A 12,488-nucleotide genomic window follows, 5' to 3' on the forward strand; every position below is an offset into this window, starting at 1 on the left:
GCTAAACGGCGGACCCCGCCGTATTGTAGCGACATCGAAACGGCGGGCCACGCCGTTTATTGGAGGTGGACTGTCATGACCGTTCTCGTCGTCGGCGCCACCGGCCGGCAGGGCGGCGCCACCGCGCGTGCGCTGCTGGCCGCCGGCGTGCCCGTCCGTGCCCTGGTCCGCGACCCCGAGGCGCCCCGGGCGCGGGAGATCGCGGCGCTCGGTGCCACGCTGTACCGCGCTGACCTGCGCGATCCCGCGTCCCTGACCGGCGCGGTGGCCGGCGTCCGCGGTGTCTTCTCCGTCCAGATGCCCGCGTGGAACGCCGACGGCTCCGCCGACTTCGACGACGAGCTGCGCCAGGCGGTCAACCTGATCGACGCGGCCCGGGACGGCGGCGTCCCGCAGTTCGTGCACACGTCCGTCTCCGGCGCCGGCCGGACCGCCGACGTCCCCGGCTGGGCGGAGGGCCGATGGGTGCCGATGGAGGCGGTGTACCGACCCAAGGTCGCCGCCGCGGAGCGCGTCCGCGCCGCCGGCTTCCCCCGATGGACGATCCTCAAGCCCGGCTTCTTCATGTCGAACCTGCACCCGGACGCCGCCTACCTCTTCCCGCGCGGCGTCGAGGGCGGCCTGGCCACGGTGCTCCGGCCCGGCACCCACCTCTCGCTCGTCGCGGTGGACGACATCGGCCGCGCCGCCGCGGCCGCGTTCATCGAGCCGGACCGCTTCCACCGGGTCGAGCTGGAGCTGGCGAGCGACTACCTGACCATGACCGAGGTCGCGGCGACGCTGTCCCGCGCGCTCGGGGTGCCGGTCGCCGCCCCCGACATGACCGAGGCCGAGGCGCTCGCGGCCGGGATGCCGCCGTACGCCGCGCTGTCCCACGAGTTCCTCAACGTCGCCGGCCAGCCGGCCCGGCCCGAGTTCGCCCGCGCGCTCGGCATCCCGCTGACCTCGTTCGAGACCTGGGCCCGCGCCGCGCTGTAGACCACGGCCGCCGGAGCGTTAGCGGGCCCTCTGCCGCAGGCCGTCGAGGAGCAGGTCGAGCAGGCGGCCGGCCTGGGTGCGCTGGTCGGGTTTGCCGGCCGCGAGCGTGACGCCGGACAGCGCCACCAGGACGTCGTCCGTGGAGACGTCGCGGCGGAGGAGACCGGCGGTGATGCCCGCGGTGAGCAGGCCGTCGAGGGCGTCGAGCATGCGGTCGCGGCTGTGCGCGTAGGGGTTGCCGCCGGAGGCGATGACGGCGCGGAGTGCGTCGGCCATGCCGTGCTTGGTGGTCATGTAGTCGAGGAAACGGTCCATCCAGGCGCGCAGCGCCCGGTCCGGCGGCAGCGTGGCGGCGAGCTCGGGGGCGGCGTCGCAGAGCCGGGACAGCTCGTTGCGGTAGGCGGCCTCGACCAGGGCCTCGCGCGTGGGGAAGTGGCGGTAGAGCGTGCCGATGCCGACGCCGGCGGCCTTGGCCACGGACTCGAGCGTGACGTCCGGGCCCTCCCGGGTGAAGGCGTTCACCGCGGCGTCGAGCAGCCGTTCGCGGTTGCGCTGCGCGTCCGCACGCATGGGTTGAACACCCTCTCTGGTCGTCGAACGGGTTGGCCAGGATATCGCGCCTGGTTGTTCCCGCCTGTGGTGGATCAGTCGGGGCCCGGCCGGGCACGGCCCCCGATGCGCAACGTTACCGGAGGAACCTCCGGTTAAGATCCACGACGGGGACGACATGTTCGACCGGGAGTCGACCGCCGCGGAGATCCTGCGTGACGGCGCCGCGGCCCGGCCGTGGGAGCTGTCCGTCCGGACACTCCGATGAAAAACCTCACCGCACGGTACGGCTCCAGATCGTTGATCATGAAGGCATGGAGATCGCACCGCTGACCGCCGAGGACCATGCCGCCGCCGAGACCGACCTGGCGGAGGTGCTGCTGGAATGCGTGCTCGGCGGCGCCAGCGTCGGGTTCACGCTGCCGTTCACGGTGGCGGACGCCCGCGCGTACTGGCGGGGCGCGCTGGCCGACCCGGACGCGCGCACCTGGGTCGCGCGGGACGCGGGCCGGATCCTCGGCGTGGTCCGGCTGCTGCCGGCCGCGCAGGCGAACGCGCCGCACCGCGCGGAGATCGCGAAGCTGCTGGTGCACCCGGACGGGCGCGGCCACGGCCTCGGCGGCGCGCTGCTGGTCGCGGCGGAGGAGGGCGCCCGCGCGCTCGGCCGGACGCTGCTGGTGCTGGACACCGAGACCGGCAGCGTCGCGGAGGGCCTCTACGCCCGGCGCGGCTGGACCCGGGTCGGCGAGATCCCGGAGTTCGCCCTCACCCCGTCGGGTGACCGGGCCGCTACCACGATCTTTCGCAAGCACGTGTAAGAAAGCAGAAATAGGTTGGTCGGCGCCCGTCCGGCCCCGGATCATGGGACAGATGAACACGCCCCGGCAGCCCGTCGACTCACGGGACTCGAAGTCCGCCCGTAGCGGCGGGAAGGCCTCGGCGAAGGCCGTCGCCAAGACCGTGGACAAGGACAACGGCCTGGTCGGCGCGCTGCCGATGGCCGGCTCGGTCGACGACGGCGACCGCCTGGTCGACGTGGTGGACCTGCTGGCGATCAGCGCGTTCACCACCGGCCGGGAGCCGTACGGGCGGACCACCCACCTGGAGAACGTGCGCTCCGACGCGCGGCTCACGGTCGACGGCGCCCGCGTGCTGCGCGAGGCGGTCGAGGACACCGGCCGCGGCCGCCTGCTCGTCGGCGACGGGTTCACGCTGCACGTCAACCACTGGACGCAGTCGCGCCGCGCCACCGTCATGGTCACCGCGATCAGCGCGGAACTGGCCGAGTCCGTGGTGACGAAGGTGATCGACGGCGCGGTGGAGGAGCCGGAGCCGACGCCGGACACGGTGGGCATCGGGTTCTGGCACTTCGGCCCGCACGGCCCGCGCCGGGTGGAGCGGCAGATCGACGCGGCGCCGTGGGAGGCGATCCGGGCGAACTACGCCGGCGGGGTCGCGTCCGCACTGGACCGGGTGATGGCGCAGGACGGCGAGTCGCTGGACGGCCGGCTCCTGCTGCTGCACGGCCCGCCCGGCACCGGCAAGACCACGCTGATCCGCGCGCTGGCCCAGCAGTGGAAGTCGTGGTGCCAGGTCGACTGCGTGCTCGACCCGGAGCGGTTGTTCGCCGACCCGGCGTACCTGATGAACGTGGCGCTCGGCGGCGACGACGAGGACGGCCCGCGCTGGCGGCTGCTGGTGCTGGAGGACTGCGACGAACTGATCGGCGGCGAGGCCAAGATGAGCTCCGGGCAGTCGCTGTCCCGGCTGCTCAACCTGACCGACGGCCTGCTCGGTCAGGGCCGCAACGCGCTGATCGCGATCACCACGAACGAGGACCTGACCGCGCTGCATCCCGCGGTGATCCGCCCCGGCCGCTGCCTGGCCCAGATCGAGGTGGGCCGGCTGCCGCTCGACGAGGCGTCCGCGTGGCTGGGCCGCTCCGACGGGATCGGCCCGGACGGCGCCACGCTCGCGGAGCTCTTCGCGCTGCGCTCCGGCACCGCGCCGGTGGCGGTGCCGGAGCCGCCCGCGAACACGGGCATGTATCTCTAGATCGGGTTCCACCCGTCCGTACCCGCGAGGTATCTCTGTGGGGTGTAGGTCGCGGCCTCCGCGTCGCTGAGCTGCGGCCGGTTGCCGTTCACGGTGGCGCCCGCGCCGGTGTTCCGGTACTCCCGGAAGCGCGCGTTCTCCCAGACGTTGCCGGACATGTCGGTCCACGGCTCGGCCGTCCTGATCGTGGCGCTCAGCGTGGACTCGCGGTAGAGCACCTGCGCGTCCGGCCCCCACGGCCGCCCGAGCTGGGTGGTGTTGTCCGTGGCACCGGTGACCGTGGACCGGTAGATCAGGAACCCGTAGGCGACGGCCGGGTCGGTCCGCGCCGCCGTGATCGGCCCGCCGGTCGACCGCCGCTGGTGGATGGCGCTGTTGTGGAACACCGCGGTGCCGCTGCCGAAGATGAAGTCGACCGTGCCCTCGACGTACGAGTTGACGACGTAGTGCCGGTTGCGGTTGACCAGCAGCGTGTCCTGGTTGCCGAGGAACCGGACGTTGTCGTAGACGCCGCGGTCGCCGTTCAGGTTCGCCGCCACGGCCTGGCTGCCCTCGCCGTAGTCGTTGGCCATCGTCAGGTTGACGGCCCGGAAGTCCGGGCCGTTGACGAAGACCGTGGCGCTGCCGGACGTGCCGTACCCGCCGGCGGAGCTGTGGTTGTTCACGATGACGACCTGGCTCGCGGACGTGCCGAGGCCCCGCAGCGTGAGGCCCGGCTTCGTGGCCGGGATCGTGACGATCTCCCGGTACGTGCCGGCCTTGATGGTGATCACGCTGTTGTTCGCCGCGGCGTCGACCGCGGCCTGGACGGTCGAGTAGCGCCCGGTGCCGTCCTTCGCCACGGTGGGCGTGCCGGCGGCCGGTGGTGACGTGCTCGGTGCGCCGCCGACCGGGTTGACCGCGATCTGCATGCGGGCGGTGTCGGCGCAGGTTTCCTGGACGATCGGGTTGTTGCCGGCGGTGGAGCCGTCCCGGGTGCTCAGGCAGAGTCCGGTGGCGGCGTTGGTGACCCGGTATTTTCCGGGTGCGGCGGTGGAGGCGGTGAAGTTCCAGACCCGGTTGGTCTGGGGGCTGCCGCACGCGTACTGCTGGAGTTGCAGGTTGTTCGTGGTGGCGCCGCTGGGTACGTCGGCGCAGAGGCCGCTGGCCACGTTGGTCAGGAAGTAGCCGTTGCCGGCGGTGATCGCCTTCCACTGCTGTGCGGTGTTCCCGGCCGCGCAGGCGGCCTGGGCGAGCAGGGCGCCGGACGCTGTGGACGGTGCCTGCACGCACTTGCCGCTGGCGCCGGGCACCAGCGTGTAGACGCCGCCCGCGGCGGGCGCGGCGGCGGCCAGGGAGAGCCCGGCGGCGTGGACGATCGCGGCCGGGACGGCGACGGCCAGCGCGGCCAGGACGCCGAGGGTGCGCTTTCGGGGCATGGCAGTTCCTTACGGGAGGACGGTGACGGGCGCGGCGCGCTGCCCGGGATGGCGCGTCCGATCCGGTGCGGCCGTGGCGCGGGCCATCGCGCGGCGGTACCGGTCCCGCTCACTGTAGGAGTGGCATCAATTAGAGTCAATGGATTGCCGTAATTGGCCGACGTGCGCGGACATAGTTTTCGCGGGCAACTATCAGCGTCGTGGGCCGGCGGTGATCTCCGCACCGGCGGCGCGCAGCCGGTCCACCAGCACGTCACCCAGCGCGGTCGCCGGGGTGAGCACGCCGCCACCCGAGGCCGGCAGCCGGCCGGTGTCCACGGCCAGCGCCAGCGCGGTCTCACCGAGCATCACCGCGGTCGCCGCGTACCCCGGATCGCCCTGCATCCGGAACCGCGCCCGGTAGCGCGTGCCGGCCCGGGTCGTCGCGAACAGGTCCATGGTGAAGTGCCCGTCCCGCCGGGCCCGCTCGGACGGGCCGGAACCGGGCCGCGGCGCCAGGCGGTCGAGGACGAACCGGGTGGGCGGCAGCAGCAGGCCGGCCAGCAGCGCCGCCATGCCGGCCCGGACCCCGGCGGCCAGCAGCGGCGACAGCGCGGAGGTGCCGGTGCTGATCACCTCCCGGTAGCGGAACGTGCGGCCGTACGCGTAGGAGTGCAGCGCGTTGCTGCGGCGCACCACCCGGGTGTTGTGGACGGCCATGATGAACGGCGCCAGCGTGCCGCGCAGGCCCAGCGTGCGGCCGGGCATGCTGATCAGGTCCGGCTGCCGGCCCAGGTCCGGCTCCACGGCGCGGTCCGGGCTCAGCGCGTACGGGTCGGCCGCGACCCGGCGCAGCGCCCGGTCCGCCCGGACCATGTCGAGCTGGCGCCGCATCGTGTCGATCGTGCCGCCGCTGACCCCGCCGCGCGCCGCCGTGACGACCAGCGTGGTGTCGGTGAGCTCCGCGCCCGCGGCCGCGTGCAGGACGTGCACGCCCAGGTCGGACGGGATCGAGTCCCAGCCGCACGAGTGCACGATCCGGGCGCCGGTGCGCCGCGCCGGCTCGTGGTTGTCGTCGATGCTGCGCCGCACGAAGAGCACCTCACCGGTCAGGTCGGCGTAGTGGGTGCCCGCCTCGGCGCAGGCGCGCACCAGGCCGTGGCCGTGCTGCACGTACGGCCCGACGGTCGTCACCACCACCCGCGCCGACCGGGCCAGTGCCCGCAGCGCCACGTCGTCGGTGGCGTCCGCGACGATCACCGGCCAGTCGACACCCAGCCGCCGCCGGGCCTCGGCCAGCCGCGCGGCCGACCGCCCGCCCAGCGCGATCCGTAGACCGGCGGGCGCGTGCGCGGCGAGATGCTCGGCCACCAGGAATCCCGCGAACCCGGTGGCACCGTGGACGACGACGTCGTGATCGGCCATGGACGTCGATTCTTCGCCGGTTCGCCGGGTGCCGCCAGCCGACAGGCCGACGATCCGTACGCCGGCACGATCGCCGGGCTTGACCCTGCCCCAGGGGCAGGGCCGCAGCATCGACGGCATGGACGAGATCGCAGCAATCGACCGGCTGGCCGCGGCGGGCACGCAGGCACCCGGCATCGTGGCCGGCGTGTACCGCGGCGGAGCGCAGCACGTGGTCGCGCACGGGGTGGCGAACGTGACCACCGGTGCGCCGATGCGGGAGGAGACCGGGTTCCTGATCGGATCGGTCACGAAGATCATGACGACCACGCTGGTCCTGCGGCAGGTCGAGCGCGGGCTGCTGGACCTGGACACGCCGGTCGCCGCGCACCTGCCGGAGCTGACGATCCCGGGGTTGCGGGTGCGGCACCTGCTCAACCACACCAGCGGCATCGACGCGGACCTGTTCTTCCCGGACGAGCGCGGCCGCGACGCGCTGACGATCTACGTGCGGCGGCTGGTACGTGAGTGCGGCACGTTGTTCCCGCCGGGGGAGTACGTCAGCTACACCAACGGTGGCATGATCGTTGCCGGCCGGCTGCTCGAGGTGGTGACCGGGCTGACCTATGACGAGCTGCTCGCCCGCGACCTGTTCGCGCCCGCCGGGATGTCCACCGCGTGCACGTCCGCGGAGGCGGCGATCCTGCGCTCCACCGCGGTCGGTCACTTCCCGGACCGGCGCCCGACCAGCATGTTCATGCTGCCGCGCACCTGGGGCCCGGCCGGGAGCACGGTGATCGGCACGGTGGCGGACCTGCTCGCGTTCGGCCGCGTGCACCTCGGCCACGGCGCCGGCGTGCTGTCCGCCGAGTCGGTGACGCGCATGCGGACCGTCACCCACGACATGGGCACGCCGGGCATCTCGCCGATCGGGCTGGGCTGGCTGGTCCGGCCGGACGGCGTGCTGACCATGAGCGGTGCCTCGCCGGGCGGCGTCGCGCTGCTCGCCGTCGTACCGGGACAGGATCTGGTCCTCACCGGGTACGGCAACGACCCGCGCGCGACGACCGTACTCGACGAGATGCTGGACCTGCTGGTCCCCGCGCCGAAGCCGTCGTTCACGCCGCGGCCCGGAGACGATCTCGCGCGGTACGCCGGGACGTACCGGTCGCACCAGCTCCGGGTGGACGTGCGCGCGATCGACGGCGAACTGGAGGAGACCGTCACGTACGAGCCGGCCGACGCGTCCCAGGAACGGATCTTCACGGCGTTCGCCGGGGGCGCGGTCGCCGGGCCGCCGCAGCGCTACGTACCGGTGGGGGAGGACCTGTTCGCACCGGCCGGCCTGCCGTTGGACGGACTCCCGCCCTCCTACCTCGTGTCCTACCACGGCGACGCGGCGTACCGGTCCGCCGGCGGCCGGATGATGCGGCGGGTCTGACACCATGCGACGGATGGGTGCCACGTGGACGATCGGCCGGCTCGCCGGCTACGCCGGAGTGACGATCAAGGCGGTCCGCGTCTACCACGACCGCGGCCTGCTGCCGGAACCGCCACGGGACGCCTCCGGATATCGTCGGTACGGCGCGGAGCACGCGGTCCAGCTCGTCAAGATCAGGACGTTGGCCGAGGCCGGGGTGCCGCTGGCCCGGATCCGCGGCCTGCTCGACGCGGACCCGGACCGGCTCGCCGCCGCGATCGAGGAGATCGACGACGGGCTGCGCCGCCGCGCCGACCAGATCGCGCGCACCCGCCGGCGGCTCGCCCGGCTCCGCGGCGGTGACCGCCTGTACGTGCCGGACGACGTGGCCTCCTACCTGGACCGGCTCCGCGAGATCGGCGTCAGCGAACGCACGGTGCTGCTGGAGCGCGACCTCTGGATCATGCTGGCGCCGTACGCCGCGGCCGCCTGGCTGACCGGCAAACTGGCCGCGCTGGCCGACCCGGAGTTCCGTGCGCTGTACCTCGACCACGACGCCGCGTTCGACTGGTCCCCGGACGACCCGCGACTCCCCGCGCTCGCCGCCCGCACCCGCGACTGGTCAGCCCGCCGGCCCCCGGACGACGCGCCACCCGACCTGGACACGGCCGCGCTCGCCGCGGTCACCACCACGGCCGCGAGCCCGGCATGGGCGCGGATCGCGGAGCTGGCCGGCTGACCGGCGTCACACTCCGGCCGGTGCCGGCCACGCCGGGACGGGCCGGAACGGTGCGGGTGCCGTAGTCGCGTCGAGCTGTCGGGCCGGTGGGTCAGTCCGCGTCGCGCAGGTCGTAGCCGCGGGCGGTCAGCTGCTTCTCGACCGTGCGGCAGACCTCCTCGACGACCGCGACCCGCGCGTACGACTTGTTGTCGCCGGCGATCACGTGCCAGCGGGCGCGCTTGCGGTCCGTGCGCCGCAGCATCTCCTCGATCGCCGTCTCGTAGTCGGCGCGGCGGTCGCGGTTGCGCCAGTCCTCGTCGGTCAGCTTCCACGTGCGCAGCGGGTCGTCCGCGCGGTCGTGGAAGCGGCGCAGCTGCTCCTCCGGGGAGACGTGCATCCAGAACTTGATCAGGATCATGCCCTCGGCGGTGAGCGTCCGCTCGAACTCGGCGATCTCCTTGAAGGCGCGGCTCCACTGCTCCTCGGTCGCGAAGCCCTCGACGCGTTCGACGAGCACCCGGCCGTACCAGGAGCGGTCCAGCACGGCCATCCCGCCCCAGCCGGGCAGCACCTTCCAGAAACGTTGCAGGAAATGGTGCCGCTTCTCGTCGTAGGTCGGCGCGGCGAACTGGGAGACGCGCACGTGCCGTGGGTCCAGCGGGGCGACCAGCCGCTTGATGGCGCCGCCCTTGCCGGAGGCGTCCCAGCCCTCGAAGACCACGCACAGCGGCGGGCCGATCTTCTGGTCGCCGAGCTGGCCGCCGAGCATCAGGCGCAGCCGGAGCAGGCGCTGTTGCGCGGCCTGCAGCCGTTCCAGGCCCTCGCGCTTCGACAGCCGGGCCGACATGTCCACCTTCGCCAGGCGTGTCGTCATGGTGCCATCCTCGCATCCGATCATCGTCGAGCGCGGTTGATGCGTGCGCTCGCGGGGGATAATCGATCATGACCTTCAACAGCCGGTACGTCACGGTGTCCGGCCGGCGTCTGCACGTGCGTTCCCGCGCGGGCTCCGGCACTCCCTGGGTGCTGCTGCACGGGCTGGCCGTCTCGCACCGATACCTGATGCCGACCGCACGCGCGCTCCCCGGCCCGGTGCACGCGCCCGACCTGCCCGGATTCGGCCGGTCCGCGGCTCCGCGCCGGGTGCTCGGGCCGCGCGAGCACGCGGCGGTGCTGGCGGCCTGGATGGACGCCGAGGGCATGCGTGGCGCCCGGCTGCTCGGCGGTTCCTACGGCTGTCAGGTCGCGGTCGAGCTGGCGATCGCCCGGCCGGACCTGGTGTCGGCGCTGGTGCTGGCCGGGCCGACCGCGGATCCGGCGGCCGGTGTGGTGCGGCACGTGCTGCGGCTGCTACGTGACCTGCCGATCGAGGACCCGCGCCAGCTCCCGGTGGTGACCGCGGGCGCGCTCGCGGCCGGGCCGCGCCGGATCATCGGCACGCTGCGCACCGCGGTCCGGCACCGGATGGAGGACCGCCTGCCGCTGGTCACCGCGCCGGTCCTGGTGCTGCGCGGCCGGCGCGACCCGATCGCCCCGGACGCCTGGACGGCGCGTCTCGCCGCCGTGGCCGGCTGCCGCACGGTCACGCTCCCCGGCGCCGCGCACAACGTCGTCACGACCGCCGGCCCCCGGGTCGCCGGCCTGGCCACCGCGTTCGCGGCGGAATTCCAGGACCAGAACCGGTAACCCCATTTTCCGCTTCCGGCGTGGGCACCCACCGGTGCTCCCGCGGGCACCGGTCGTCGCCGGGGGCTCCTCCCTGCCGGTCCCGTCGTGGTCCGGCGGGCCCCGTACGCGCGTCGGGGCGCGCACACCCGTACCCCTGTGGGAGGTTGGGGGTCATGACGAGCGTGCGGTGGAGTCATGAGCTGGCCGGGCAACTGGCCTGGCACTGGGAGAACCAGCTGCGGCCGCGGCTCGCCGGCCTGACCGACGAGGAGTACTTCTGGGAGCCGGTCGACGGCTGCTGGAGCGTGCGCCGGCGCGGCACCGGTGCGGCGCCGATCGCCGCGGGCAGCGGCGAGTTCACCATCGACTTCGCGTTCCCGCAGCCGGAGCCGCCGCCGGTGACCACGATCGCGTGGCGGCTCGGGCACGTGATCGTCGGCGTGTTCGGGCTGCGGGTCGCGACCCACTTCGGTGGCCCGGCCGTCGACTACGGTTCGCACGACTACGCGGGTTCGGCGAACGGCGCGCTCACCCAGCTCGACGCGGGCTACGCGGCGTGGATCGCGGGCGTCCGGGCACTGGACGACGCGGCGCTGGCCCGGCCGTGCGGCCCACCGGAGGCCTTCCCGGACGCGCCGATGGCCACGCTGGTGCTGCACATCCACCGTGAGGTGATCCACCACGGTGCGGAGATCGCACTCCTCCGCGACCTCTACCGCGACCGATAGGCTGGCGGGCGACACACGAAGAGGGAGGCCCCGAGATGAAGATCCCCGGGCCGGACCACCCGATCACGGTGGAACCGGCGAAGGCGCGCGTCGTGGTGCGCGCGGGCGAGAAGATCATCGCGGACACGCACGCGGCGCTGGCACTGAAGGAGGCGTCCTACCCGGTCGTCTACTACGTGCCGCTGGCCGACGCGGACGAGTCCGTGCTGGTCCCGACGGACACGCACACCACCTGCCCGTACAAGGGTCAGGCGTCGTACTACACGATCCGCACCGAGAACGGCGACCTGGCGGACGCGGTCTGGCACTACCCGGAGCCGTACGACGCGGTCGCCGCGATCGCCGGCCACATCGCGTTCTACCCGGACAAGGTCGAGATCGTCGCGATCGAAGAGGGCTGAGCACATGCGGGACCCGCTGGACCTGCTGGACGTCGCCGGCCTGCTGACCGACGAGGAACGCCAGATCCAGGCGACCGTGGCCCGGTTCCTCGCGGACCGGGTCCGCCCGCACCTGGCCGAGTGGTTCGAGGCCGGCACGTTCCCGCGCGAGCTCGCGCCGGAGCTGGGCCGCCTCGGGCTGCTCGGCATGCACCTGGACGGGTTCGGGTGCGCCGGCACGTCCGCCACCGCGTACGGCCTGGCCTGCCTCGAGCTGGAGGCGGCCGACTCCGGCCTGCGCAGCTTCGTCTCCGTGCAGGGCTCGCTGGCCATGTACTCGATCCACCGGTTCGGGTCGGCGGAGCAGAAACAGCACTGGCTGCCCCGGATGGCCGCGGGCGAGGCGGTCGGCTGCTTCGGGCTCACCGAACCCGACTTCGGCAGCGACCCGGCGCACATGCGCACCCGCGCGGTCCGCGACGGCGACGACTGGGTCCTCAACGGCACCAAGATGTGGATCACGAACGGCAGCATCGCGGACGTGGCCACGATCTGGGCCGCGACCGAGGACGGCATCCGCGGCTTCCTGGTGCCGGCCGGCACGCCCGGCTTCACCGCCCGCACGATCAAGGGGAAGCTGTCGCTGCGCGCGTCGGTCACGGCGGAGCTGTCGCTGGTGGACGTGCGGCTGCCGGCCGACGCCCAGCTGCCCGAGGCGCGCGGCCTGCGTGCGCCGCTGAGCTGCCTGAACGAGGCCCGGTTCGGCATCTGCTTCGGCGCGGTCGGCGCGGCCCGCGACTGCCTGACCGTGGCGCTGGACTACGCGCGCGAGCGGGTGCAGTTCGGCAGGCCGATCGCGGCGTTCCAGCTCACCCAGCAGAAGCTCGCGGACATGGGCGTCACGCTCGGCACGGCCGCGCTGCTCGCGATCCACCTGGGCCGGCTCAAGGACGGCGGCCGGCTGCAGCCGCACCAGGTCAGCGCCGGCAAGCTGAACAACGTGCGGGAGGCGCTGGCGATCGCCCGGGAGTGCCGGACCATCCTCGGCGGCAGCGGCATCACTCTCGAGTACTCGCCGCTGCGGCACGCCAACAACCTCGAGTCGGTGCTCACCTACGAGGGCACCTCGGAGATCCACACGCTGGTCATCGGCGAGGCGCTGACCGGGTACGCGGCCTACCGCTGATG

13 protein-coding genes are annotated in these 12,488 nt (G+C 73.5%); 9 read left to right on the forward strand and 4 right to left on the reverse strand.

Translation table 11 applies throughout. The features are described 5' to 3' along the window. Nucleotides 1-75 precede the first annotated feature (75 nt). The gene (locus J2S44_RS34215; protein ID WP_310422586.1) at nt 76-978 is read left to right on the forward strand and encodes an NmrA/HSCARG family protein; all 903 of its coding nucleotides are present in this window, start codon (nt 76-78) and stop codon (nt 976-978) included. 18 nt (nt 979-996) lie between these two features. On the opposite strand, the gene J2S44_RS34220 is transcribed toward J2S44_RS34215, so the two are convergent. Continuing rightward, nucleotides 997-1,548: a TetR/AcrR family transcriptional regulator gene (locus tag J2S44_RS34220; RefSeq protein WP_310422589.1), complete on the reverse strand. Its 552-nt coding sequence runs from the start codon at nt 1,546-1,548 to the stop codon at nt 997-999. Between the two features lie 293 nt (nt 1,549-1,841). Between J2S44_RS34220 and J2S44_RS34225 the strand changes: the two genes are divergently transcribed. Then, nucleotides 1,842-2,345: a GNAT family N-acetyltransferase gene (locus tag J2S44_RS34225; RefSeq protein ID WP_310422593.1), complete on the forward strand. Its 504-nt coding sequence runs from the start codon at nt 1,842-1,844 to the stop codon at nt 2,343-2,345. A 52-nt stretch (nt 2,346-2,397) separates the two neighbouring features. After that, nucleotides 2,398-3,582 (forward strand): DUF5925 domain-containing protein, encoded by a 1,185-nt coding sequence (locus tag J2S44_RS34230; protein WP_310422595.1) that lies wholly within the window; start codon nt 2,398-2,400, stop codon nt 3,580-3,582. Here J2S44_RS34230 and J2S44_RS34235 read toward each other — a convergent pair. Together J2S44_RS34235 and J2S44_RS34240 are read right to left on the reverse strand one after the other, a co-directional pair. After that, entirely contained in the window at nt 3,579-5,000 is a 1,422-nt protein-coding gene (locus J2S44_RS34235; protein ID WP_310422598.1) for a pectinesterase family protein, read from the reverse strand. The two genes, J2S44_RS34230 and J2S44_RS34235, sit on opposite strands and share 4 nt — an antisense overlap. A 192-nt stretch (nt 5,001-5,192) precedes the next feature. Continuing rightward, nucleotides 5,193-6,404 (reverse strand): saccharopine dehydrogenase family protein, encoded by a 1,212-nt coding sequence (locus J2S44_RS34240; RefSeq protein ID WP_310422600.1) that lies wholly within the window; start codon nt 6,402-6,404, stop codon nt 5,193-5,195. 79 nt (nt 6,405-6,483) lie between these two features. On the opposite strand from J2S44_RS34240, the gene J2S44_RS34245 reads away from it, so the two are divergent. Further along, nucleotides 6,484-7,824 carry a serine hydrolase domain-containing protein gene (locus J2S44_RS34245; protein ID WP_310422602.1) on the forward strand — a complete coding sequence of 447 codons (1,341 nt, stop codon included), beginning with the start codon at nt 6,484-6,486 and terminating at the stop codon, nt 7,822-7,824. Between the two features lie 13 nt (nt 7,825-7,837). Further along, nucleotides 7,838-8,542: a MerR family transcriptional regulator gene (locus J2S44_RS34250; protein WP_310422605.1), complete on the forward strand. Its 705-nt coding sequence runs from the start codon at nt 7,838-7,840 to the stop codon at nt 8,540-8,542. A 91-nt stretch (nt 8,543-8,633) separates the two neighbouring features. Here the strand turns inward: J2S44_RS34250 and J2S44_RS34255 are convergent, their stop codons facing one another. Next, nucleotides 8,634-9,398 (reverse strand): polyphosphate kinase 2 family protein, encoded by a 765-nt coding sequence (locus J2S44_RS34255; RefSeq protein ID WP_310422608.1) that lies wholly within the window; start codon nt 9,396-9,398, stop codon nt 8,634-8,636. A gap of 68 nt (nt 9,399-9,466) precedes the next feature. Between J2S44_RS34255 and J2S44_RS34260 the strand changes: the two genes are divergently transcribed. The 4 genes from J2S44_RS34260 to J2S44_RS34275 all read left to right on the forward strand — a co-directional run bounded on the left by J2S44_RS34260 (nt 9,467) and on the right by J2S44_RS34275 (nt 12,486). Next, nucleotides 9,467-10,210: an alpha/beta fold hydrolase gene (locus J2S44_RS34260; RefSeq protein ID WP_310422611.1), complete on the forward strand. Its 744-nt coding sequence runs from the start codon at nt 9,467-9,469 to the stop codon at nt 10,208-10,210. 164 nt (nt 10,211-10,374) lie between these two features. Next, nucleotides 10,375-10,920, forward strand: coding sequence for a DinB family protein (locus J2S44_RS34265; protein WP_445343978.1), 546 nt, complete (start codon nt 10,375-10,377; stop codon nt 10,918-10,920). Between the two features lie 35 nt (nt 10,921-10,955). Then, the gene (locus J2S44_RS34270; RefSeq protein WP_310422616.1) at nt 10,956-11,321 is read left to right on the forward strand and encodes a DUF427 domain-containing protein; all 366 of its coding nucleotides are present in this window, start codon (nt 10,956-10,958) and stop codon (nt 11,319-11,321) included. A 4-nt stretch (nt 11,322-11,325) separates the two neighbouring features. Continuing rightward, nucleotides 11,326-12,486, forward strand: a complete 1,161-nt coding sequence (locus J2S44_RS34275) for an acyl-CoA dehydrogenase family protein (RefSeq protein WP_310422621.1) — start codon at nt 11,326-11,328, stop codon at nt 12,484-12,486. Nucleotides 12,487-12,488 lie beyond the last annotated feature (2 nt).

The sequence above is a fragment of the Catenuloplanes niger genome, from assembly GCF_031458255.1.
GTDB lineage: Bacteria > Actinomycetota > Actinomycetes > Mycobacteriales > Micromonosporaceae > Catenuloplanes > Catenuloplanes niger.

Coding starts and splice junctions, on each gene's coding strand:
- J2S44_RS34215 (WP_310422586.1), top strand. CDS start 76: ATGACCGTTCTCGTCGTCGGCGCCACCGGCCGGCAGGGCGGCGCCACC.
- J2S44_RS34220 (WP_310422589.1), bottom strand. CDS start 1,548: ATGCGTGCGGACGCGCAGCGCAACCGCGAACGGCTGCTCGACGCCGCG.
- J2S44_RS34225 (WP_310422593.1), top strand. CDS start 1,842: ATGGAGATCGCACCGCTGACCGCCGAGGACCATGCCGCCGCCGAGACC.
- J2S44_RS34230 (WP_310422595.1), top strand. CDS start 2,398: ATGAACACGCCCCGGCAGCCCGTCGACTCACGGGACTCGAAGTCCGCC.
- J2S44_RS34235 (WP_310422598.1), bottom strand. CDS start 5,000: ATGCCCCGAAAGCGCACCCTCGGCGTCCTGGCCGCGCTGGCCGTCGCC.
- J2S44_RS34240 (WP_310422600.1), bottom strand. CDS start 6,404: ATGGCCGATCACGACGTCGTCGTCCACGGTGCCACCGGGTTCGCGGGA.
- J2S44_RS34250 (WP_310422605.1), top strand. CDS start 7,838: ATGGGTGCCACGTGGACGATCGGCCGGCTCGCCGGCTACGCCGGAGTG.
- J2S44_RS34255 (WP_310422608.1), bottom strand. CDS start 9,398: ATGACGACACGCCTGGCGAAGGTGGACATGTCGGCCCGGCTGTCGAAG.
- J2S44_RS34260 (WP_310422611.1), top strand. CDS start 9,467: ATGACCTTCAACAGCCGGTACGTCACGGTGTCCGGCCGGCGTCTGCAC.
- J2S44_RS34270 (WP_310422616.1), top strand. CDS start 10,956: ATGAAGATCCCCGGGCCGGACCACCCGATCACGGTGGAACCGGCGAAG.
- J2S44_RS34275 (WP_310422621.1), top strand. CDS start 11,326: ATGCGGGACCCGCTGGACCTGCTGGACGTCGCCGGCCTGCTGACCGAC.